The 19,217-nt window shown below is 70.8% G+C and carries 18 protein-coding genes; 2 read left to right on the top strand and 16 right to left on the bottom strand.

The features are described 5' to 3' along the window. Window positions 1-53: 53 nt before the first annotated feature. Complete coding sequence (locus tag HJD23_RS35455) at window positions 54-596, top strand: hypothetical protein (protein ID WP_171108033.1); 543 nt, start codon at window positions 54-56, stop codon at window positions 594-596. 128 nt (window positions 597-724) lie between these two features. Here the strand turns inward: HJD23_RS35455 and HJD23_RS35450 are convergent, their stop codons facing one another. From HJD23_RS35450 to pyrR, 14 genes are all read right to left on the bottom strand, one after another. Then, window positions 725-2,878 carry a primosomal protein N' gene (locus HJD23_RS35450; protein WP_171108034.1) on the bottom strand — a complete coding sequence of 718 codons (2,154 nt, stop codon included), beginning with the start codon at window positions 2,876-2,878 and terminating at the stop codon, window positions 725-727. A 103-nt stretch (window positions 2,879-2,981) separates the two neighbouring features. Beyond that, window positions 2,982-4,190, bottom strand: coding sequence for a methionine adenosyltransferase (metK, locus tag HJD23_RS35445; protein ID WP_171108036.1), 1,209 nt, complete (start codon window positions 4,188-4,190; stop codon window positions 2,982-2,984). 238 nt (window positions 4,191-4,428) lie between these two features. Further along, entirely contained in the window at window positions 4,429-5,634 is a 1,206-nt protein-coding gene (gene coaBC, locus HJD23_RS35440) for a bifunctional phosphopantothenoylcysteine decarboxylase/phosphopantothenate--cysteine ligase CoaBC (RefSeq protein WP_171108038.1), read from the bottom strand. Between the two features lie 107 nt (window positions 5,635-5,741). Further along, window positions 5,742-6,014 carry a DNA-directed RNA polymerase subunit omega gene (rpoZ, locus tag HJD23_RS35435; RefSeq protein WP_003988945.1) on the bottom strand — a complete coding sequence of 91 codons (273 nt, stop codon included), beginning with the start codon at window positions 6,012-6,014 and terminating at the stop codon, window positions 5,742-5,744. A gap of 51 nt (window positions 6,015-6,065) precedes the next feature. Then, complete coding sequence (gene gmk, locus HJD23_RS35430) at window positions 6,066-6,623, bottom strand: guanylate kinase (RefSeq protein WP_171108041.1); 558 nt, start codon at window positions 6,621-6,623, stop codon at window positions 6,066-6,068. A gap of 59 nt (window positions 6,624-6,682) precedes the next feature. Continuing rightward, a complete protein-coding gene (locus HJD23_RS35425) occupies window positions 6,683-7,006 on the bottom strand; it encodes an integration host factor (RefSeq protein ID WP_003977346.1) in 324 nt (107 codons plus the stop codon). Window positions 7,007-7,260: 254 nt separating this feature from the next. Continuing rightward, window positions 7,261-8,103, bottom strand: a complete 843-nt coding sequence (gene pyrF / locus HJD23_RS35420; protein WP_171108043.1) for an orotidine-5'-phosphate decarboxylase — start codon at window positions 8,101-8,103, stop codon at window positions 7,261-7,263. Further along, entirely contained in the window at window positions 8,100-9,206 is a 1,107-nt protein-coding gene (locus HJD23_RS35415) for a quinone-dependent dihydroorotate dehydrogenase (RefSeq protein ID WP_171108046.1), read from the bottom strand. The genes pyrF and HJD23_RS35415 overlap by 4 nt, the downstream gene beginning before the upstream one ends. A gap of 98 nt (window positions 9,207-9,304) precedes the next feature. Next, entirely contained in the window at window positions 9,305-12,613 is a 3,309-nt protein-coding gene (gene carB, locus HJD23_RS35410; RefSeq protein ID WP_171108048.1) for a carbamoyl-phosphate synthase large subunit, read from the bottom strand. Further along, complete coding sequence (gene carA / locus HJD23_RS35405; RefSeq protein WP_171108050.1) at window positions 12,606-13,748, bottom strand: glutamine-hydrolyzing carbamoyl-phosphate synthase small subunit; 1,143 nt, start codon at window positions 13,746-13,748, stop codon at window positions 12,606-12,608. The genes carB and carA overlap by 8 nt, the downstream gene beginning before the upstream one ends. Continuing rightward, window positions 13,745-14,314 (bottom strand): hypothetical protein, encoded by a 570-nt coding sequence (locus HJD23_RS35400; protein ID WP_171108052.1) that lies wholly within the window; start codon window positions 14,312-14,314, stop codon window positions 13,745-13,747. Before HJD23_RS35400 ends, carA begins: the two co-directional genes overlap by 4 nt. Then, window positions 14,311-15,597, bottom strand: coding sequence for a dihydroorotase (locus HJD23_RS35395; RefSeq protein WP_171108054.1), 1,287 nt, complete (start codon window positions 15,595-15,597; stop codon window positions 14,311-14,313). Before HJD23_RS35395 ends, HJD23_RS35400 begins: the two co-directional genes overlap by 4 nt. Window positions 15,598-15,602: 5 nt before the next feature. Further along, entirely contained in the window at window positions 15,603-16,580 is a 978-nt protein-coding gene (locus tag HJD23_RS35390) for an aspartate carbamoyltransferase catalytic subunit (protein WP_141309394.1), read from the bottom strand. A 104-nt stretch (window positions 16,581-16,684) separates the two neighbouring features. Beyond that, window positions 16,685-17,245 (bottom strand): bifunctional pyr operon transcriptional regulator/uracil phosphoribosyltransferase PyrR, encoded by a 561-nt coding sequence (gene pyrR, locus HJD23_RS35385; protein WP_141309393.1) that lies wholly within the window; start codon window positions 17,243-17,245, stop codon window positions 16,685-16,687. A 277-nt stretch (window positions 17,246-17,522) separates the two neighbouring features. On the opposite strand from pyrR, the gene bldD reads away from it, so the two are divergent. Continuing rightward, window positions 17,523-18,026 carry a transcriptional regulator BldD gene (gene bldD / locus HJD23_RS35380; protein WP_004990661.1) on the top strand — a complete coding sequence of 168 codons (504 nt, stop codon included), beginning with the start codon at window positions 17,523-17,525 and terminating at the stop codon, window positions 18,024-18,026. Window positions 18,027-18,204: 178 nt separating this feature from the next. On the opposite strand, the gene nusB is transcribed toward bldD, so the two are convergent. Beyond that, entirely contained in the window at window positions 18,205-18,642 is a 438-nt protein-coding gene (gene nusB, locus HJD23_RS35375) for a transcription antitermination factor NusB (RefSeq protein ID WP_171108056.1), read from the bottom strand. Window positions 18,643-18,644: 2 nt separating this feature from the next. Next, on the bottom strand, window positions 18,645-19,211 hold the full coding sequence (gene efp / locus HJD23_RS35370) for an elongation factor P (protein ID WP_171108058.1): 567 nt from the start codon (window positions 19,209-19,211) through the stop codon (window positions 18,645-18,647). Window positions 19,212-19,217 lie beyond the last annotated feature (6 nt).

The raw sequence follows: 19,217 nt of genomic DNA, 5'->3' as shown, positions 1-19,217 counted from the left end.
CCGCCCCAGCGGCCCGATCCTTTCTCTTCAACGCCGGTTCGAGAGGCTTGTTCATGGCCGACCACGCAACCCACGACGCCCAGGCTCGGGCCAGCCTGCACTTGCTGGTGCGGGACATCGAGCGGGTCCGCCGGCAGGTGGACGCACTCCGCACGCTCACGGCCCAGTTGGGCAACGTCTACCGCCCGCGCCGCTCCGGCCCCTCCACGGGCTTCGTCGTCTACGGACGCGCCCCCGCCCCGACGGTCCGTCTGGCACAGGAACTGCGGGACAGCGTCGAGACCCTGGTCACGGCCGCGGTGGACTTCGACCGTTCGCTCGGCTTCTCGTGGGACGCGGTGGGCTCCGCCCTCGGAGTCACCAAGCAGGCGGTGCACCGCCGCTACGGCTCCCGCCGCGCCACCGCCCAGGCGACCGCCGAGGCCGAGCGCACCACGGAGCCGTCGGGCACCCGCACGGTGAACGTCGGCACCGGCATCTCCACGGTGCCGACGGTCCCCGCGGCCCGTTCCATGCCGACCCAGCCGACGGCGGGCAGCCCGGCACTGCGCGACGAGGCCAGGCCGACCGCCTTCCCCGGCCCTCGCAACGGCTGACCCCGATGGCTGGCCCTGGGGCTGATCCCAAGGGCTGACCCACCCCGGCTGCCAGACCCGCCCTCCCGGCCGCGCCCGGGAGGGCAGCCGTATACCCCGCCGGGATCCACCCCGGCCAATGGGGCAACTCAGCCGATGTCGGGCGGATCGATCCGCACCCACACCGCCGCCCCACTCCCCCGAGCCATCCGCGCGGCCTGCGCGGCCTTCAGCGCCGCCGCCAGCGCGGCCCCCCGCCCCGGCGGCACGCGGACCAGCGCCCGCACCCACTGTTCCCCGGCGGGCGGCGCCCCCGCCCGCCGCGACCGCCCCGCCGCGACCGGCGTGACCGGCAGCGGCACGGGCCCCAACACCTCGGCCTGGGTCGGTAGTTCGACCATCGCCAGGAACTCGGCGACCGCCTCCGCCGTCCCCGACACGGCCGCCATCCGCGATACCGGCGGAAACCCCAGCTCCGCCCGCTCGGCCAGCTCCCGTACCGCATGCCCCACGGGGTCCCACCGCACCAGCGCCTGCACGGGCCGCAACGTCGCCTCGGCGACCACGACCACGGTGCCCCCGGCACCCTGCGGCCGTACGAGCGCCGAGGCCGCGATCCAGCGCCGCAACGCGTCCTCACCGGCGCGCAGATCGGGCCGCCCGAGCATGGCCCACCCGTCGAGCAGCAGCGCCGCAGCGTACCCGCCCTCGGCGACGGGCTCGGCCCCCGGCGTGCTCACCACCAGCGCGGGCGCCCCCGGCACCGTGTCCAGCACATGCTCCCGCCCGGACGTCCGCACCGGCACGGCCGGAAACGCCCGCCCCAGTTCCTCGGCGGTCCGCCGCGCCCCCACGACCTGCGCCCGCAGCCGGAACGCCCCGCACTCCGGGCAGTGCCACGAGCCCTCCTCGCGCCCGCACCACCCGCAGCGCAGCGCCCCGGCGTCCCGCGCCTGAAGCGGCCCCGCGCACTGCCGGCACCGTGCGGGCGCCCGGCACTGCGCACAGGCCATCCGCGGCACGTAACCCCGCCTCGGCACCTGCACCAGCACCGGCCCGTGCCGCAGCCCGTCCCGGACCACCTGCCAGGCGAGGCTCGGCAGCCGGGCGGCGCGCGCGGCCTCGTCCCGCGCCAGATCCTGATCGCCCACGGTCCGTATCAGCGGCGCCGCGGCCCGCACCTGGTCCCGCACGGCGACCAACGGGCGCGCCCACCCGCTCTCCACCAGCTGTGCCGCCTCCACGGTGCAGCTCCAGCTGCCCAGCAGGAAGGCGCACTTGTCCTGGGCGGCGCGCAGCAACAGCACGTCCCTGGCATGCGGCTGCGGCGCGTGCTGCTCGCTGTGGCTGTCGTCCCCGTCGTCCCAGATGGCGACCAGCCCGAGGTCCTGAACGGGCGCGAACATCGCGGCCCGCGTCCCCACCACGGCCCGTACCGACCCGCGCCGCACGGCGAGCCACTCCCCGTACCGCTTCTCGGGCCCCGCCTCGGCCGTCAACACCGCATGCCGCCCCTCACCCAGGAGAGCCGTCAACTCGGCGTCGACCCGGGAGGCGGTCCGGCCATCCGGTACGACAACCAGCGCACCGCGTCCCGAGGCCAGGGTCGCGGCGACGGCGCGGGCCAGCTCCGTACTCCACTCGGGCCCGGGCAGGGCGTTCCACACGGCCCGTGGAGCGCCACCGGAGGCCAGCGCCTCCAGGAATGCGGCCCCCCGCTCGTAGCGCGCCCAGGACCCCGCCTCGGGCGCCGGGGGCGGAGGCAGCGATGCGGGTGACGGTCGCTGCTCGGCCCGGGCGCTGCGCGGCGGCACGGCGAGCTGCAGCACATCGGCGAGGCTCCCGGCGTACCGGTCGGCCACGGCGCGGGCCAGTCCCAGCAGTTCCTCACTCAGCACCGGCTCCGGCGACACCACCTGAGCCAGCGCCGCCAGCGGCCCCGAGTAGTCCGACTCGGCCCGCCGCTCCACGAGGAACCCGTCGATCAGTCCCCCGCCCTCACGGCGCCCTTCGCGCACTCGATGCCGTCCGGCCCCGAACCGCACCCGCACCCGCACCCCGGGCTGCGCGTCGGCGTCGAGCTCCTCGGGCACGGCGTAGTCGAAGTACCGGTCGAGATGGAGCACGCCCTTGTCCACGAGCACCCGTGCGACGGGCAGCTCCTTGGCCAGCGCGGCCCCGCGCCACGTACGGGGCTTGGCCCGGGGCTCCTTGGCCTTGCGGACGCTCTCCCGGATGAACGCGAGCTGCTCCGGCGGCGCACCCTCGGCGCCGCCGTCCCCCCGGCTGTTGTCGCTGCTCACGCTTGCATTCTTACCAAACGCCACTGACAACCGACGCCGGCCCGGGAACGCACCGAGGCCCGGCCCCCGAAGGGAACCGGGCCTCGCGCAGGGCGAAGAAGGCTTACAGCCCCGCGGCCGCGCGCAGCGCGTCCACGCGGTCCGTGCGCTCCCAGGTGAAGTCGGGAAGCTCACGGCCGAAGTGGCCGTACGCCGCGGTCTGGGCGTAGATCGGGCGGAGCAGGTCGAGGTCGCGGATGATGGCGGCCGGGCGGAGGTCGAAGACCTCCTCGATCGCCTTCTCGATCTTCTCGGTCTCGATCTTGTGGGTGCCGAAGGTCTCGACGAACAGACCGACCGGCTCGGCCTTGCCGATGGCGTAGGCCACCTGGACCTCGCAGCGGGACGCCAGGCCCGCGGCGACGACGTTCTTGGCGACCCAGCGCATCGCGTACGCCGCCGAGCGGTCGACCTTGGACGGGTCCTTGCCGGAGAAGGCGCCGCCGCCGTGGCGGGCCATGCCGCCGTACGTGTCGATGATGATCTTGCGGCCGGTGAGGCCGGCGTCACCCATCGGGCCACCGATCTCGAAACGGCCGGTGGGGTTGACCAGCAGGCGGTAGCCCTCGGTGTCGAGCTTGATGCCGTCGTCCAGGAGCGCCTTCAGCTCCGGCTCCACGACGAACTCGCGGATGTCGGGAGCGAGCAGCGAGTCCAGGTCGATGTCGCTGGCGTGCTGCGAGGAGACGACGACCGTGTCGAGGCGGACGGCCTTGTCGCCGTCGTACTCGATGGTGACCTGCGTCTTGCCGTCCGGGCGCAGGTAGGGGATCGTGCCGTTCTTGCGCACGTCGGACAGGCGCTTCGACAGGCGGTGCGCCAGGAAGATCGGCAGCGGCATCAGCGTCGGCGTCTCGTCCGAGGCGTAGCCGAACATCAGGCCCTGGTCACCGGCGCCCTGCCGGTCCAGCTCGTCGTCGTCGCCCTCGACCCGGGTCTCGTACGCCGTGTCCACACCCTGCGCGATGTCCGGGGACTGCGCGCCGATCGACACCGAGACGCCGCATGAGGCGCCGTCGAAGCCCTTCTTCGAGGAGTCGTAGCCGATGTCCAGGATCTTGTCCCGGACCAGCTGCGGGATCGGCGCGTAGGCCTTGGTCGTGACTTCGCCGGCCACGTGCACCAGACCGGTCGTGATCAGGGTCTCGACAGCGACCCGGGACGTCGGGTCTTCGCGCAGCAGCGCGTCGAGAATGGTGTCGCTGATCTGGTCAGCGATCTTGTCGGGGTGACCCTCGGTCACGGACTCCGAGGTGAACAGGCGACGGGACACAACGCTCCCTGGGGTTGCAGCGGCTGCTGGCTGATCATTGGTGGACGGGACGGGGGCTGCGCCCGACGACGTCCGACAACAGTTTATCGGTCGCTCTCCGCCACGAGGTCACCCGTCTCGCCTCTCGGGAGCCCTGTGACCTGCGGCACGGGCATTCTGCCCAATGCGCGGTGACGTTGGCCAGGGGGCCACACCGCGAATGGGCGGGTCCGGGTGCGGCGTACAGAACGTGTGGCCGTCACCCCAGACGTTCCGCGACGAGATCCCAGACCGTGTCGGCCAGCGCCTCCTTGGGGCCGTACGGCACGGGGGTCTCGGTGCCGTCGGCGCCCAGCACCACCGCTTCGTTCTGCTCTGAGCCGAACGTCTTGCGCTCGCCGACCTCGTTCACCACGAGCAGGTCGCAGCCCTTGCGCTGAAGCTTCCTGCGGCCGTTGGCGAGGACGTCGTCGGTCTCGGCGGCGAAGCCGACGATCACCTGTCCCGGGCGGGCGCGGTCGGCCGAGATCTCCGCAAGGATGTCCGGATTCCGAACGAGCACGACCGGTTCCGGTTCCTGGCCGTCCTGCTTCTTGATCTTCCCGGCCGCGTACGTCGCCGGGCGGAAGTCGGCGACCGCCGCCGCCATCACGACCGCGTCGGCCTCCGCGGCCGCCTTCAGCACCGCCTCGCGCAGCTGCACGGCCGTGCCGATCTGGACGAGGTCCACGCCCGCCGGTTCGGGCAGCCCGGTGGTGTTCGCGGCGACCAGCGTGACGCGGGCGCCCCGCGCGGCGGCCGTACGCGCGAGGGCGTAGCCCTGTTTGCCCGAGGAGCGGTTGCCGAGGAAGCGGACGGGGTCGAGCGGCTCACGGGTGCCGCCGGCGCTGACGACGACGTGGCGGCCCTTGAGGTCCGGCTCGGTGACACCGCGGGCCAGCACGCTGCGGCAGACCTCGAAGATCTCGGCGGGCTCGGGCAGCCGGCCCTTGCCGGTGTCGACGCCGGTGAGGCGGCCGACGGCGGGCTCGATGACGACCGCGCCCCGGCGGCGCAGCGTCGCCACGTTCTCCTGGGTCGCCGGGTGCTCCCACATCTCGGTGTGCATGGCGGGGGCGAAGACGACCGGGCAGCGGGCGGTCAGCAGGGTGTTGGTCAGCAGGTCGTCGGCGAGGCCGTGGGCGGCCTTGGCGAGCATGTCGGCGGTGGCCGGGGCGACCACCACCAGGTCGGCCTGCTGGCCGATGCGGACGTGCGGGACCTCGTGGACGTCGTCCCAGACCTCCGTGGAGACGGGGTGGCCGGACAGCGCGGACCAGGTCGCGGCGCCGACGAAGTGCAGCGCGGAGGCGGTGGGGACGACGCGCACGTCGTGGCCCGACTCGGTCAGCCGCCGCAGCAGCTCACAGGCCTTGTACGCGGCGATGCCACCGCTCACCCCCAGAACGACCTTGGGCTTGTCCACCGTCTCTCCCCGGACTCGACACGTACGGCGTACGCGTCTATGACACACCACAGGCCCGACAGTCGTGCTGCCGGGCCTGTGGATAAGTCTGCTGCGAGCAGGAAATATTACTGCGCCGGGCCCTCGACGGCCTCGGACGTCAGCAGCCCCGCATTGATCTCACGAAGGGCGATCGAGAGCGGCTTCTCGTGGACGTGGGTGTCCACGAGCGGACCGACGTACTCGAGCAGACCCTCGCCGAGCTGCGAGTAGTACGCGTTGATCTGGCGGGCCCGCTTGGCCGCGTAGATCACGAGGCTGTACTTCGAGTCGGTGGCCTCGAGAAGCTCGTCGATCGGCGGGTTGATGATGCCCTCGGGCGCGGAGATGGAAGAGGACACGCTCTACCTTCCGATGGATGGGAAAGATTCAGTGTGAATGATCGGTGACGATCACACAACGTCCATCAAGGCTAGCAGCTCACGCGCCACGTCCTCGACGGAGGTGTTGACCAGGGTCTCGTCGAACTCCGGCTCCGCCGCCAGTTCGACCTTCGCCGCGGCAAGCCGGCGCTCGATCACCTCGGGCGGCTCGGTGCCCCGGCCGGTGAGTCTGCGCACCAGCTCCTCCCAGGAGGGCGGAGCCAGGAACACCAGCTGGGCCTCGGGCATGGACTCCCGCACCTGCCGGGCACCCTGGAGATCGATCTCCAGCAGGACGGGCTCACCCTTCTCCAGCCGCTCCAGCACGGCCGTCCGCGGCGTGCCGTAGCGATTGCCGGCGAACTCGGCCCACTCCAGCAGCTCGCCGTTGGCGATCAGCTTGTCCATCTCCTCGTCGGTGACGAAGAAGTAGTGGACTCCGTGCCGCTCGCCGGGGCGCGGCTTGCGGGTCGTCGCCGACACCGAGAGCCAGACCTCGGGGTGTTCCTTGCGCATATGGGCGACGACCGTGCTCTTGCCGACCCCGGAGGGTCCGGAGAGCACGGTCAGCCGCGGACGTTCACTCATGCAGCGATTATTCCAGCTGTACCGGAGTGCCCGGGACCAGTCCCGGAGTCCTCCGAAGGTCAGGAACCGGTGCTGCCGAACTCACGCTCGAGCGAGGCGATCTGGTTGGAACCGAGACCACGCACGCGGCGGCTCTCGGAGATACCGAGTCGCTCCATGATCTGCTTGGCGCGGACCTTGCCCACGCCCGGCAGGGACTCAAGGAGGGCGGAGACCTTCATCTTGCCGATGACGTCGTTCTCCTGGCCCTGCTTGATGACCTCGTGCAGGGAGGCGCCGGAGTGCTTGAGTCGATTCTTGACCTCGGCCCGCTCCCGGCGAGCCGCGGCGGCCTTTTCGAGCGCGGCTGCGCGCTGTTCGGGGGTAAGGGGCGGAAGAGCCACGCCTACGTCACCTCGGATGTCGAACTGTCGGATACGGACCGGTGAGGAACCTAGTCGCCCCACACCTGGGGAGCCACGAGCAACACGCTTGCCCGTTCTCTCGTCGGAGACTAGCGGTCAAGTCCGCCAGAGTCAGCGAGAACAGCGGAAAAGTCCTGGTCAGCCTCTGTCAGGACCGGATATTTCAGACATACTGCCCTGGATTTGAGGATGTATCCAGCCTCAAGGCGCCTCCGAACCCCTGGTCGGGACCCTCAGGCCCCCGCCACCGCGGCCCGGATCTCCTCCGCGAAGCGGTCCGCGGCGGTACGCAGAGCGACCACGTCGGGACCGTGACGCAGCACACCCCGGCTGACGTTCGGCACGACGTTGCGCACGGCGGCCCCGAAAACCCCGGCCAGATCGGCCGCAGTGGCTCCCTGGGCGCCGATTCCGGGGGCGAGGAGGGGACCGTTGATGTCGAGGTCGTACGACGAGAGGTCACCGAGCGTGGCGCCGACGACCGCGCCGAAGGAGCCCATCGGCTCCTCCCCCGCGTTCTCGGCGGCGAGGTGGGCCAGCATGGTCGCGCCGACGGTGCGGCCGTCGGCGCGGACGGCGTGCTGGACCTCCGCGCCCTCGGGGTTGGAGGTCAGCGCGAGCACGAACAGGCCCGCGCCGTTCTCCCGCGCCAGCTCCACGGCGGGCCGGAGCGACCCGTAGCCGAGGTACGGCGAGACGGTCAGCGCGTCGGAGAACAGCGGGGCGTCCTTGTGCAGGAAGGACTCGGCGTACGCGGCCATGGTGGAGCCGATGTCGCCTCGCTTGGCGTCCATGACGACCAGCGCGCCCGCCGCCCGGGCCTCGGCGACCGCCTGCTCCAGGACGGCCACGCCGCGCGAGCCGAAGCGCTCGAAGAACGCGCTCTGCGGCTTCAGGACGGCGACCCGGTCCGCCATCGCCTCGACGACCGTGCGGCTGAACCGCACCAGCCCTGCCACGTCGTCGTTCAGCCCCCAGTCGGCGAGCAGGGCGGCGTGCGGGTCGATGCCGACGCACAGCGGGCCGCGCTCGTCCATGGCACGGCGCAGGCGTGCGCCAAAGGGTTCCTGGCTCATGCGACCTTCCTCACATCGGCGCCGACGGCGTCGGCGAGCGTGGCGTACGGGCTCGTGCGCAGGCGTGCGGCGAGGCCCTTGTGAATCGCGCGGGCCCAGAAGGGGCCCTCGTAGATGAAGGCGCTGTAGCCCTGCACCAGCGTGGCGCCGGCCAGGATGCGCTGCCAGGCGTCCTCGGCGTTCTCGATGCCGCCGACGCCCACCAGGGTGATGCGGTCGCCCACGCGCGCGTAGAGGCGGCGCAGCACCTCCAGGGAGCGGGCCTTCAGCGGGGCGCCGGAGAGGCCGCCGACCTCCTTGACCAGGGCGGGTTGGGATTTCAGACCGAGTCCCGCGCGCGCGATGGTGGTGTTCGTGGCGATGATCCCGTCCAGGCCCAGCTCGACGGCGAGATCGGCGACCGCGTCGATGTCCTCGTCGGCCAGGTCGGGCGCGATCTTCACCAGGAGCGGAACGCGCCGGGAGGTGGCGGTCCGGTCGGCGGCCTCACGGACGGCGGTCAGCAGGGGCCGCAGATGCTCGACCGCCTGGAGGTTGCGCAGTCCGGGCGTGTTGGGCGAGGAGACGTTCACGACCAGGTAGTCCGCGTACGGCGCCAGCCGCTCGGCCGACTTCACGTAGTCCGCGACCGCCTCGGCCTCGGGAACCACCTTCGTCTTCCCGATGTTGACGCCCACGACGGTCTTGAAGACCGGCTCGCGCGACGCCAGGCGGGCGGCGACGGCCAGCGAGCCGTCGTTGTTGAAGCCCATGCGGTTGATCACCGCCCGGTCCGGGACCAGCCGGAACAGCCGCTTCCTGGGGTTGCCGGGCTGCGGCTCCCCCGTCACCGTGCCGATCTCGACGTGGTCGAAGCCGAGCATCGACATGCCGTCGATCGCGACGGCGTTCTTGTCGAAGCCGGCAGCGAGCCCGAAGGGGCCGTGCATGCGCAGTCCGAGGGCCTCCGTGCGCAGCTCCTTGTAGCGGGGCGCCAGCACGGCCGCGACGAAGGTGCGCAGGACGGGGATGCGGACGGCGAGGCGGATCCAGCGGAAGGCGAGGTGGTGCGCCCGCTCCGGGTCCATGCGCCGGAAGACGAGACTGAAGAAGATCTTGTACATGTGTCCTCACGAAGACAGGTGCGAAGACAAGGTGTCCTCACGAAACAGGTGTCCTCACGACGAGGGGGACACCGTTTCCGGCGTCCCCCTCGGGGCTGCTAGTCGCGGGCCGCGGTCAGGAGTTCCGCGTGTTCCTGGAGCGATCGGACGCCCACGTCTCCGTGGTTGAGCGCGTCGATGCCCTGGACGGCGGCGGCGAGCGCCTGGACCGTCGTCAGGCAGGGCACGGACCGCGCCACGGCCGCCGTACGGATGTCGTAGCCGTCGAGGCGGCCGCCGGTGCCGTACGGGGTGTTGACGATCAGGTCGACCTCGCCGTCGTGGATGAGCTGGACGATGGTCCGCTCGCCGTTCGGGCCGGTGCCCTCGGACTGCTTGCGCACGACGGTGGCGTGGATGCCGTTGCGCTTGAGCACCTCGGCCGTGCCGGACGTGGCGAGCAGTTCGAAGCCGTGGGCGACCAGCTCACGGGCCGGGAAGATCATCGAGCGCTTGTCGCGGTTGGCGACCGAGATGAAGGCGCGGCCCTTGGTGGGCAGCGGGCCGTAGGCGCCGGCCTGCGACTTGGCGTACGCCGTGCCGAAGACGGAGTCGATGCCCATGACCTCGCCGGTGGAGCGCATCTCCGGGCCGAGGACGGTGTCCACGCCGCGGCCGGAGGTGTCCCGGAAGCGGGTCCAGGGCATCACGGCCTCCTTGACGGAGATCGGCGCGTCCAGCGGCAGCTCACCGCCGTCGCCCCGCGCGGGCAGCAGGCCCTCGGCGCGCAGCTCGGCGATGGTCGCGCCCAGCGAGATCCGGGCGGCGGCCTTGGCCAGCGGCACCGCGGTCGCCTTCGAGGTGAAGGGGACCGTGCGCGACGCGCGCGGGTTGGCTTCGAGGACGTACAGGATGTCGCCCGCCATCGCGAACTGGATGTTGATCAGGCCGCGGACGCCGACGCCCTTGGCGATCGCCTCCGTCGAGGCGCGCAGCCGCTTGATGTCGAAGCCGCCGAGCGTGATCGGGGGCAGGGCGCACGCCGAGTCGCCGGAGTGGATGCCGGCCTCCTCGATGTGCTCCATGACGCCGCCGAGGTACAGCTCCTCACCGTCGTACAGCGCGTCGACGTCGATCTCGATCGCGTCGTCGAGGAACCGGTCGACCAGCACCGGCCGGGAGGGGCTGATCTCGGTGGACTCGGCGATGTAGGACGACAGCCGGGCCTCGTCGTAGACGATCTCCATGCCGCGGCCGCCGAGGACGTACGACGGGCGGACGAGGACCGGGTAGCCGATCTCGTCGGCGATGGCCTTGGCCTCGGTGAAGGTGGTGGCCGTGCCGTGCTTCGGGGCGGGCAGCCCGGCCTCCTTCAGGACCTGGCCGAAGGCGCCGCGGTCCTCGGCGGCGTGGATCGCCTCCGGGGGCGTACCGACGATCGGCACGCCGTTGTCCTTCAGCGCCTGCGCCAGGCCCAGCGGGGTCTGGCCGCCCAGCTGCACGACCACGCCCGCGATCGGGCCGGCCTGCTGCTCGGCGTGCACGATCTCCAGCACGTCCTCCAGCGTGAGCGGCTCGAAGTACAGCCGGTCGGAGGTGTCGTAGTCCGTGGAGACCGTCTCCGGGTTGCAGTTGACCATCACGGTCTCGTACCCGGCGTCCGACAGCGCGAAGGAGGCGTGCACGCAGGAGTAGTCGAACTCGATGCCCTGGCCGATGCGGTTGGGCCCGGAGCCCAGGATGATCACCGCGGGCTTCTCGCGCGGCGCGACCTCGGTCTCCTCGTCGTAGGAGGAGTAGAAGTACGGCGTCTTCGCGGCGAACTCGGCGGCGCAGGTGTCGACCGTCTTGTAGACCGGGCGGATGCCGAGCGCGTGCCGCACCTCGCGGACGATGTCCTCGCGCAGGCCGCGGATCTCGCCGATCTGCTGGTCGGAGAAGCCGTGCCGCTTGGCCTCGGCGAGCAGGTCGGTGGTCAGCTCGGGCGCCTGGGCCAGCTCGTCGGCGATCTCCTTGATGAGGAAGAGCTGGTCGACGAACCAAGGGTCGATCTTCGTCGCCTCGAAGACCTCCTCGGGCGTGGCGCCCGCGCGGATGGCCTGCATGACGGTGTTGATCCGGCCGTCGGTCGGGCGGACGGCGTCGGCCAGCAACTCGGCCTTGTCACCGGGCTCGCCCACGAAGGTGAACTGGCTGCCCTTCTTCTCCAGCGAGCGCAGCGCCTTCTGGAACGCCTCGGTGAAGTTGCGGCCGATGGCCATGGCCTCGCCGACCGACTTCATGGTGGTGGTCAGCGTGGAGTCGGCCTGCGGGAACTTCTCGAAGGCGAAGCGGGGCGCCTTGACGACGACGTAGTCCAGGGTCGGCTCGAAGGATGCCGGGGTCTCCTGGGTGATGTCGTTGGGGATCTCGTCGAGGGTGTAGCCGACGGCGAGCTTGGCGGCGATCTTCGCGATCGGGAAGCCGGTCGCCTTGGAGGCGAGGGCCGAGGAGCGCGACACGCGCGGGTTCATCTCGATGACGATCACGCGGCCGTCGTCCGGGTTCACCGCGAACTGGATGTTGCAGCCGCCGGTGTCGACGCCGACCTCGCGGATCACGGCGATGCCGATGTCCCGCAGGATCTGGTACTCGCGGTCGGTGAGCGTCATCGCGGGCGCGACGGTGATCGAGTCGCCGGTGTGCACGCCCATCGGGTCGAAGTTCTCGATGGAGCAGACGACCACGACGTTGTCGTGCTTGTCGCGCATCAGCTCCAGCTCGTACTCCTTCCAGCCGAGGATGGACTCCTCCAGGAGCACCTCGGTGGTCGGGGAGAGCGTGAGGCCCTGGCCCGCGATGCGTCGCAGTTCCTCCTCGTCGTGCGCGAAGCCGGAGCCGGCGCCGCCCATGGTGAAGGAGGGGCGGACCACGACCGGGTAGCCGCCGAGCTGCTCGACGCCGGCGAGCACCTCGTCCATGGAGTGGCAGATGACCGAGCGGGCGGACTCGCCGTGCCCGATCTTCTTGCGGACCTCCTCCACGACGTCCTTGAACTGGTCGCGGTCCTCGCCCTTGTGGATCGCCGCCACGTTGGCGCCGATGAGTTCGACGCCGTACTTGTCCAGGACGCCGTTCTCGTGCAGCGAGATCGCCGTGTTGAGCGCCGTCTGACCGCCCAGGGTGGGCAGCAGCGCGTCGGGCTGTTCCTTGGCGATGATCTTCTCGACGAACTCCGGGGTGATCGGCTCGACATACGTGGCGTCGGCGATCTCCGGGTCGGTCATGATCGTCGCCGGGTTGGAGTTCACGAGGATGACGCGCAGGCCTTCGGCCTTCAGGACGCGGCATGCCTGCGTGCCGGAGTAGTCGAACTCGGCGGCCTGGCCGATGACGATCGGGCCGGAGCCGATGACCAGGACGGACTGGATATCGGTGCGCTTAGGCACGCTGGCCCTCCATCAGGGAAACGAAGCGGTCGAACAGGTAGGCGGCGTCGTGCGGGCCCGCTGCCGCTTCGGGGTGGTACTGGACGCTGAAGGCCGGCTTGTCGAGGAGCTGGAGGCCCTCCACCACGTTGTCGTTGAGGCAGACGTGGGAGACCTCGGCGCGGCCGTAGGGGGTGTCGGACACCTGGTCGAGCGGGGCGTCGACGGCGAAGCCGTGGTTGTGCGCGGTGACCTCGACCTTGCCGGTCGTACGGTCCTGCACCGGCTGGTTGATGCCGCGGTGGCCGTACTTCAGCTTGTAGGTGCCGAAGCCGAGGGCGCGGCCCAGGATCTGGTTGCCGAAGCAGATGCCGAACAGCGGCGTGCCGCGCTCCAGGACGCCCTGCATCACGGAGACGGCGTGGTCGGCGGTGGCCGGGTCGCCGGGGCCGTTGGAGAAGAACACGCCGTCGGGGTCGACCGCGTACACGTCCTCGACGCTCGCCGTGGCGGGCAGCACGTGCACCTCGATGCCACGCTCGGCCATCCGGTGCGGGGTCATGCCCTTGATGCCGAGGTCGACGGCGGCGACGGTGAACTTCTTCTCGCCGATCGCGGGGACGACGTACGGCTCGGTGGTGGCGACCTCTGCGGAGAGGTTCGCGCCCTTCATCTCGGGGGCCTGGCGCACCTCGGCGAGCATGGTGCCCTCGTCCGGCAGCGCGTTGCCGGAGAAGATGCCGACGCGCATGGCGCCGCGCTCCCGCAGGTGCCGCGTCAGCGCGCGCGTGTCGATGCCCGAGATGCCGACGACGCCCTGGTGGCGGAGTTCCTCGTCCAGGGAGCGCTGGGCCCGCCAGTTGGAGGGCACGCGCGCGGGGTCGCGTACGACATAGCCCGCGACCCAGATGCGCTTGGACTCGGGGTCCTCGTCGTTGACGCCGGTGTTGCCGACGTGCGGGGCGGTCATCACGACGACCTGGCGGTGGTACGACGGGTCGGTGAGGGTCTCCTGGTAGCCGGTCATGCCGGTGGAGAACACGGCCTCGCCGAAGGTCTCCCCCACGGCCCCGTAGGCACGGCCGCGGAAGATCCGGCCGTCCTCCAGGACGAGTACGGCGGGGACCTTCGTGGTTCCCCCTGTGGAGGTCGTCATCGTTCGGCGCCTTCCGTGGTGCTGGTCTTGATCATGGAGTTGATTGCGTCGACCCACTCGGTGTGCTCGGCCGCGCGGTCGGAGCGGAACCCGGAGTCGATCAGCTTCTCGCCGTGCGCCCAGGTCACGACGAGCAGTCCGCCCTCGGTGAGGACCTTGCCGGCGATGCCCTTGTCGAGCCGGGCCTCGCGCAGGGCAGCCGCGGGGACGAAGAAGTCGGTCGCGCCGGGGCGTACGACGTCCAGTCCCGCGTCCGTCAGCGTGAGCTCGACCCGGCTGCGGGTGCCCAGGCCGTGCGCCACGATGCGGTCCAGCCACTGACCGGCGGTGGTGGAGCCGTGGTAGCGGCCGGTCATCGTCAGTTTCGCCTCACCCGGCTCGCTCGGCGCGCCGGGCAGCTCCGGCAGGTCGCCCTGGAGGGTGCCGCGCCACTTCCAGCCCTCGCGCATCAGCCAGTAGACGAGCGCGACGAACAGGACGAGGCCGACGACCCAGCCGATGCGGGCGGCCCAGTCGGTCACTTCCGCCGATTCCTTCTCGGCGGCCAGCAGGATTACAGGTGTCACGTGAGCTTCCCGTCGACGAGCGTGGCCTTGCCCCGGAGCCACGTGTGCGTGACACGGCCCGGCAGCTCACGACCCTCGTACGGGGTGTTGCGGCTGCGCGAGGCGAAGCCCGCGGGGTCCACGGGCCCACGGTATGCCGTGTCGACGAGGGTGAGGTTGGCGGGCTCACCTGCCGAGACGGGACGTCCGTGCCCCGTGGCCTGCCCGATCCGGGCCGGCGCGAAGGACATGCGGTCCGCCACGTCGGCCCAGTCGAGCAGCCCTGTGTCGACCATCGTCTCCTGGACCACTGACAACGCGGTCTCCAGGCCGACCATCCCCATCGCGGCGGCGGCCCACTCGCAGTCCTTGTCCTCGTGCGGGTGCGGGGCGTGGTCGGTGGCGACGATGTCGATCGTGCCGTCGGCGAGCGCCTCGCGCAGCGCCAGCACGTCCCGCTCGGTGCGCAGCGGCGGGTTCACCTTGTAGACCGGGTTGTAGGTCCGCACCAGCTCGTCGGTGAGGAGGAGGTGGTGCGGGGTGACCTCGGCGGTCACCCGGATGCCGCGGGACTTGGCCCAGCGCACGATCTCCACGGACCCGGCGGTCGACAGGTGGCAGATGTGCACACGGGAGCCGACGTGCTCGGCGAGCAGGACGTCCCGGGCGATGATCGACTCCTCCGCCACCGCGGGCCAGCCGCCGAGCCCCAGCTCCGCGGAGACGACACCCTCGTTCATCTGGGCGCCCTCGGTCAGCCGCGGCTCCTGCGCGTGCTGGGCGACGACCCCGTCGAAGGCCTTCACGTACTCCAGGGCCCGACGCATGATCACGGCGTCGTCGACGCACTTGCCGTCGTCGGAGAAGACGGTGACGCCCGCCGCCGACTCGTGCATGGCGCCCAGCTCGGCGAGCTTCCTGCCCTCCAGGCCGACGGTGACGGCGCCGATCGGCTGCACATCGCAGTAGCCGTGCTCCCGGCCCAGTCGCCAGACCTGCTCGACGACACCTGCGGTGTCCGCGACCGGGAAGGTGTTGGCCATGGCGAACACGGCGGTGTAGCCGCCGGCGGCGGCCGCGCGCGTGCCGGTCAGCACGGTCTCGGAGTCCTCGCGGCCGGGCTCGCGCAGATGGGTGTGCAGGTCCACCAGGCCCGGCAGCAGCACCTTGTCGCCGGCCTCGACGACCTCGGCGCCCTCGTCCGGCAGGCCGTGGCCCACGGCGGCGATCGTCGAGCCCTCGATCAGCACGTCCTGCGGCTCGCCGCCGAGCACCTTCGCACCACGGATCAGGATCTTGCTCATCTGTCTTACTTCTCCTCGGTACGGGTGTTCGTGAGGGCGGGTTCGTTTCCACCGAGCAGCAGATACAGAACGGCCATCCGGATGGAGACTCCGTTTGCGACCTGCTCGATCGCGGTGCAGCGCTCGGAGTCGGCGACCTGGGCGGTGATCTCCATGCCGCGGACCATCGGGCCGGGGTGCATCACGATGGCGTGCTCGGGCATCTTCGCCATCCGGTCGCCGTCCAGGCCGTAGCGCCGCGAGTACTCGCGCTCGGTCGGGAAGAACGCGGCGTTCATGCGCTCGCGCTGCACGCGCAGCATCATCACCGCGTCGGACTTGGGCAGGGTGCTGTCGAGGTCGTACGACACCTCGCACGGCCAGGTCCCGATGCCGACCGGCAGCAGGGTGGGCGGGGCGACGAGGGTGACCTCGGCACCGAGGGTGTGCAGCAGGTCGACGTTGGAGCGGGCGACCCGGCTGTGCAGGACGTCGCCGACGATGGTGACGCGCTTTCCGGCCAGGTCGTGGCCGAGTCCGGCGTCCCGGCCGACGAGGCGGCGGCGCATGGTGAACGCGTCGAGCAGTGCCTGGGTGGGGTGTTGGTGGGTGCCGTCGCCGGCGTTGATCACGGCCGCGTCGATCCAGCCGGAGTTGGCCAGTCGGTACGGGGCACCGGAGGCGCCGTGCCGGATGACCACCGCGTCGACGCCCATGGCCTCCAGGGTCTGCGCGGTGTCCTTCAGGGACTCGCCCTTGGACACCGACGATCCCTTGGCGGAGAAGTTGATGACGTCCGCGGACAGCCGCTTCTCGGCGGCCTCGAAGGAGATCCGGGTGCGGGTCGAGTCCTCGAAGAAGAGGTTCACCACGGTGCGGCCGCGCAGGGTCGGCAGCTTCTTGATCGGCCGGTCGGCGACCCGGGACATCTCCTCGGCGGTGTCGAGGATCAGGACGGCGTCGTCGCGGGTGAGGTCGGCGGCCGAGATGAGATGGCGCTGCATCTGTCAGGCTCCGTAAGGCAGTTCATTCGGGAGAATTCGGGCAACCGGGCGCATGCTGGGGCGCGCCGAGCCGGCGCACGGCAGCGGCCGTACGCCCGCGGTTGCTACTGGGCGGTCTGCTTCACGCCGAGCAGCACGGTGTCGCGACCGTCCTCCTCGGCGAGCTGGACCTTGACCGTCTCCCGCAGCGACGTGGGGAGGTTCTTGCCGACGTAGTCGGCGCGGATGGGCAGTTCGCGGTGGCCGCGGTCGACGAGGACCGCGAGCTGGACCGCGCGCGGGCGCCCGATGTCGTTCAGGGCGTCGAGGGCGGCGCGGATGGTGCGGCCGGAGAAGAGGACGTCGTCGACGAGGACGACGAGCCTGCCGTCGATGCCGTCACCGGGGATGTCGGTGCGGGCCAGCGCACGCGGCGGGTGCATGCGCAGGTCGTCGCGGTACATCGTGATGTCCAGCGAACCGCACGGGACTTTGCGCTCGGTGATCTCTTCGAGCTTGGCGGCGAGCCGCTGGGCGAGGAAGACGCCTCGGGTCGGAATGCCGAGGAGCACCACGTCGTCGGCGCCCTTGGCGCGCTCGACGATCTCGTGGGCGATGCGGGTCAGCACCCGCGCGATGTCGGGACCCTCGAGAACGGGCCTCGCATCGGACGCTTGCGTGTCCATACGAAACGGACCTCCTTCTCCGCCTCACGGGACGGACCTTAAAGGACGTCGGGATTGCGCCATCCACCGTAGCAGGCCGCGGCGACACCCCGGATCACCCCCCCTCGGGGCCTCGGGATCACCCGCTCGGCGCAACCGGCCGCCGTTACCACGGAAGAGTCGGTGCGGACCATTCGGCTTGACGCAGGAGAGTAACGCTGCGTAACCTCACAGTGAGTTACCAGCCGCGCGGCATGGAATCACTCCAGTCGCGTCGACACAGTGTCCGGGGAGCCATATGTCCAGCGAATACGCCAAACAGCTCGGGGCCAAGCTCCGGGCCATCCGCACCCAGCAGGGCCTTTCCCTCCACGGTGTCGAGGAGAAGTCCCAGGGACGCTGGAAGGCGGTCGTGGTCGGGTCCTACGAGCGCGGCGACCGCGCCGTGACCGTGCAGCGCCTTGCCGAGCTGGCGGACTTCTACGGCGTTCCCGTGCAGGAGCTCCTTCCGGGCACCACCCCGGGCGGCGCCGCCGAGCCGCCGCCGAAGCTGGTCCTGGACCTGGAGCGGCTGGCCACGGTGCCGGCCGAGAAGGCGGGCCCCCTGCAGCGGTACGCGGCGACGATCCAGTCGCAGCGCGGTGACTACAACGGCAAGGTGCTCTCGATCCGCCAGGACGACCTGCGCACACTCGCCGTCATCTACGACCAGTCGCCCTCGGTCCTCACCGAGCAGCTGATCAGCTGGGGCGTGCTGGACGCGGACGCGCGCCGCGCGGTGGCCTCGCACGAGGAGAGCTGAGCACTCCACCGCCTCAGCAGAAACGTGCCGCCGGGGTGGCCGGAACTTCACGGTTCCGGCCACCCCGGCGGCTTTCTGAGCGCCTCGGGCGCCACGGACGTATCCGTGGGGCACCGGTGATATGAAAACGCCGGAGGGCCGCAGCGTGGGCTGCGGCCCTCCGGCGTTCTTGGGTGTCTCAGTCCTCGGCGGTGCGTCGCAGCGAGGGCTTGAGGTCCTTCAGCCGGCCGAGCAGACCGTTGACGAACGAGGGCGACTCGTCCGTGGAGAACTCCTTCGCCAGCTGCACCATCTCGTCCAGCACGACGGCGTCCGGGGTCTCGTCGACCCAGATCAGCTCGTACGCGCCGAGACGCAGGATGTTGCGGTCGACGACCGGCATCCGGTCGAGCGTCCAGCCGACCGAGTACTGGGAGATCAGCTCGTCGATCCGGGTCGCGTGCTCCGCGTAGCCCTCGACCAGCTGCATCGTGTACTCGCTCACCGGCGGCTGCCGGGTGTCGGTCCGCGAGAGCCGGATCCAGTCCGCGAGGACGGTCAGGACGTCGGCGCCGCGCTGGTCACCCTCGAAGAGGATCTGGAAGGCGCGCTTGCGGGCCGTGTTACGGGCAGCCACGGTTAGCTGCTCACCCGGCCGAGGTAGTCGCTCGATCGCGTGTCGACCTTGATCTTCTCACCGGTGGTGATGAAGAGCGGGACCTGGATCTGGTGACCGGTCTCCAGCGTGGCGGGCTTGGTGCCACCGGTGGAGCGGTCGCCCTGGACACCCGGCTCGGTCTCGGCGATGGTCAGCTCGACGGCGGCGGGCAGCTCGACGAAGAGCACCTCGCCCTCGTGCTGGGCGACGGTCGCCATGAAGCCCTCGACGAGGAAGTTCGCGGCATCACCGACGGCCTTGCGGTCGACCATGAGCTGGTCGTAGGTCTCCATGTCCATGAAGACGAAGTACTCGCCGTCCATGTAGGAGAACTGCATGTCGCGCTTGTCGACGGTGGCCGTCTCGACCTTCACACCGGCGTTGAAGGTCTTGTCGACGACCTTGCCCGAGAGCACGTTCTTGAGCTTGGTGCGCACGAAGGCCGGGCCCTTGCCGGGCTTGACGTGCTGGAACTCGACGACGGACCAGAGCTGGCCGCCTTCGAGCTTGAGCACCATGCCGTTCTTGAGGTCGTTCGTGGAAGCCACGGTTGC

The sequence above is a fragment of the Streptomyces sp. Z423-1 genome, assembly GCF_013009255.1.
Taxonomy (GTDB): domain Bacteria; phylum Actinomycetota; class Actinomycetes; order Streptomycetales; family Streptomycetaceae; genus Streptomyces; species Streptomyces gossypiisoli.
This window is presented reverse-complemented; position numbering and strand designations above follow the sequence as displayed.

Bases quoted from the DNA above. Each gene is read 5' to 3' on its own strand.
- pyrF (WP_171108043.1), bottom strand. From the start codon at position 8,103: ATGAGCCAGGAACCCTTTGGCGCACGCCTGCGCCGTGCCATGGACGAG.
- HJD23_RS35390 (WP_141309394.1), bottom strand. From the start codon at position 16,580: ATGCAGCGCCATCTCATCTCGGCCGCCGACCTCACCCGCGACGACGCC.
- gmk (WP_171108041.1), bottom strand. From the start codon at position 6,623: ATGAGTGAACGTCCGCGGCTGACCGTGCTCTCCGGACCCTCCGGGGTC.
- bldD (WP_004990661.1), top strand. From the start codon at position 17,523: ATGTCCAGCGAATACGCCAAACAGCTCGGGGCCAAGCTCCGGGCCATC.
- carA (WP_171108050.1), bottom strand. From the start codon at position 13,748: ATGACGACCTCCACAGGGGGAACCACGAAGGTCCCCGCCGTACTCGTC.
- HJD23_RS35455 (WP_171108033.1), top strand. From the start codon at position 54: ATGGCCGACCACGCAACCCACGACGCCCAGGCTCGGGCCAGCCTGCAC.
- HJD23_RS35415 (WP_171108046.1), bottom strand. From the start codon at position 9,206: ATGTACAAGATCTTCTTCAGTCTCGTCTTCCGGCGCATGGACCCGGAG.
- pyrR (WP_141309393.1), bottom strand. From the start codon at position 17,245: ATGGACACGCAAGCGTCCGATGCGAGGCCCGTTCTCGAGGGTCCCGAC.
- HJD23_RS35395 (WP_171108054.1), bottom strand. From the start codon at position 15,597: ATGAGCAAGATCCTGATCCGTGGTGCGAAGGTGCTCGGCGGCGAGCCG.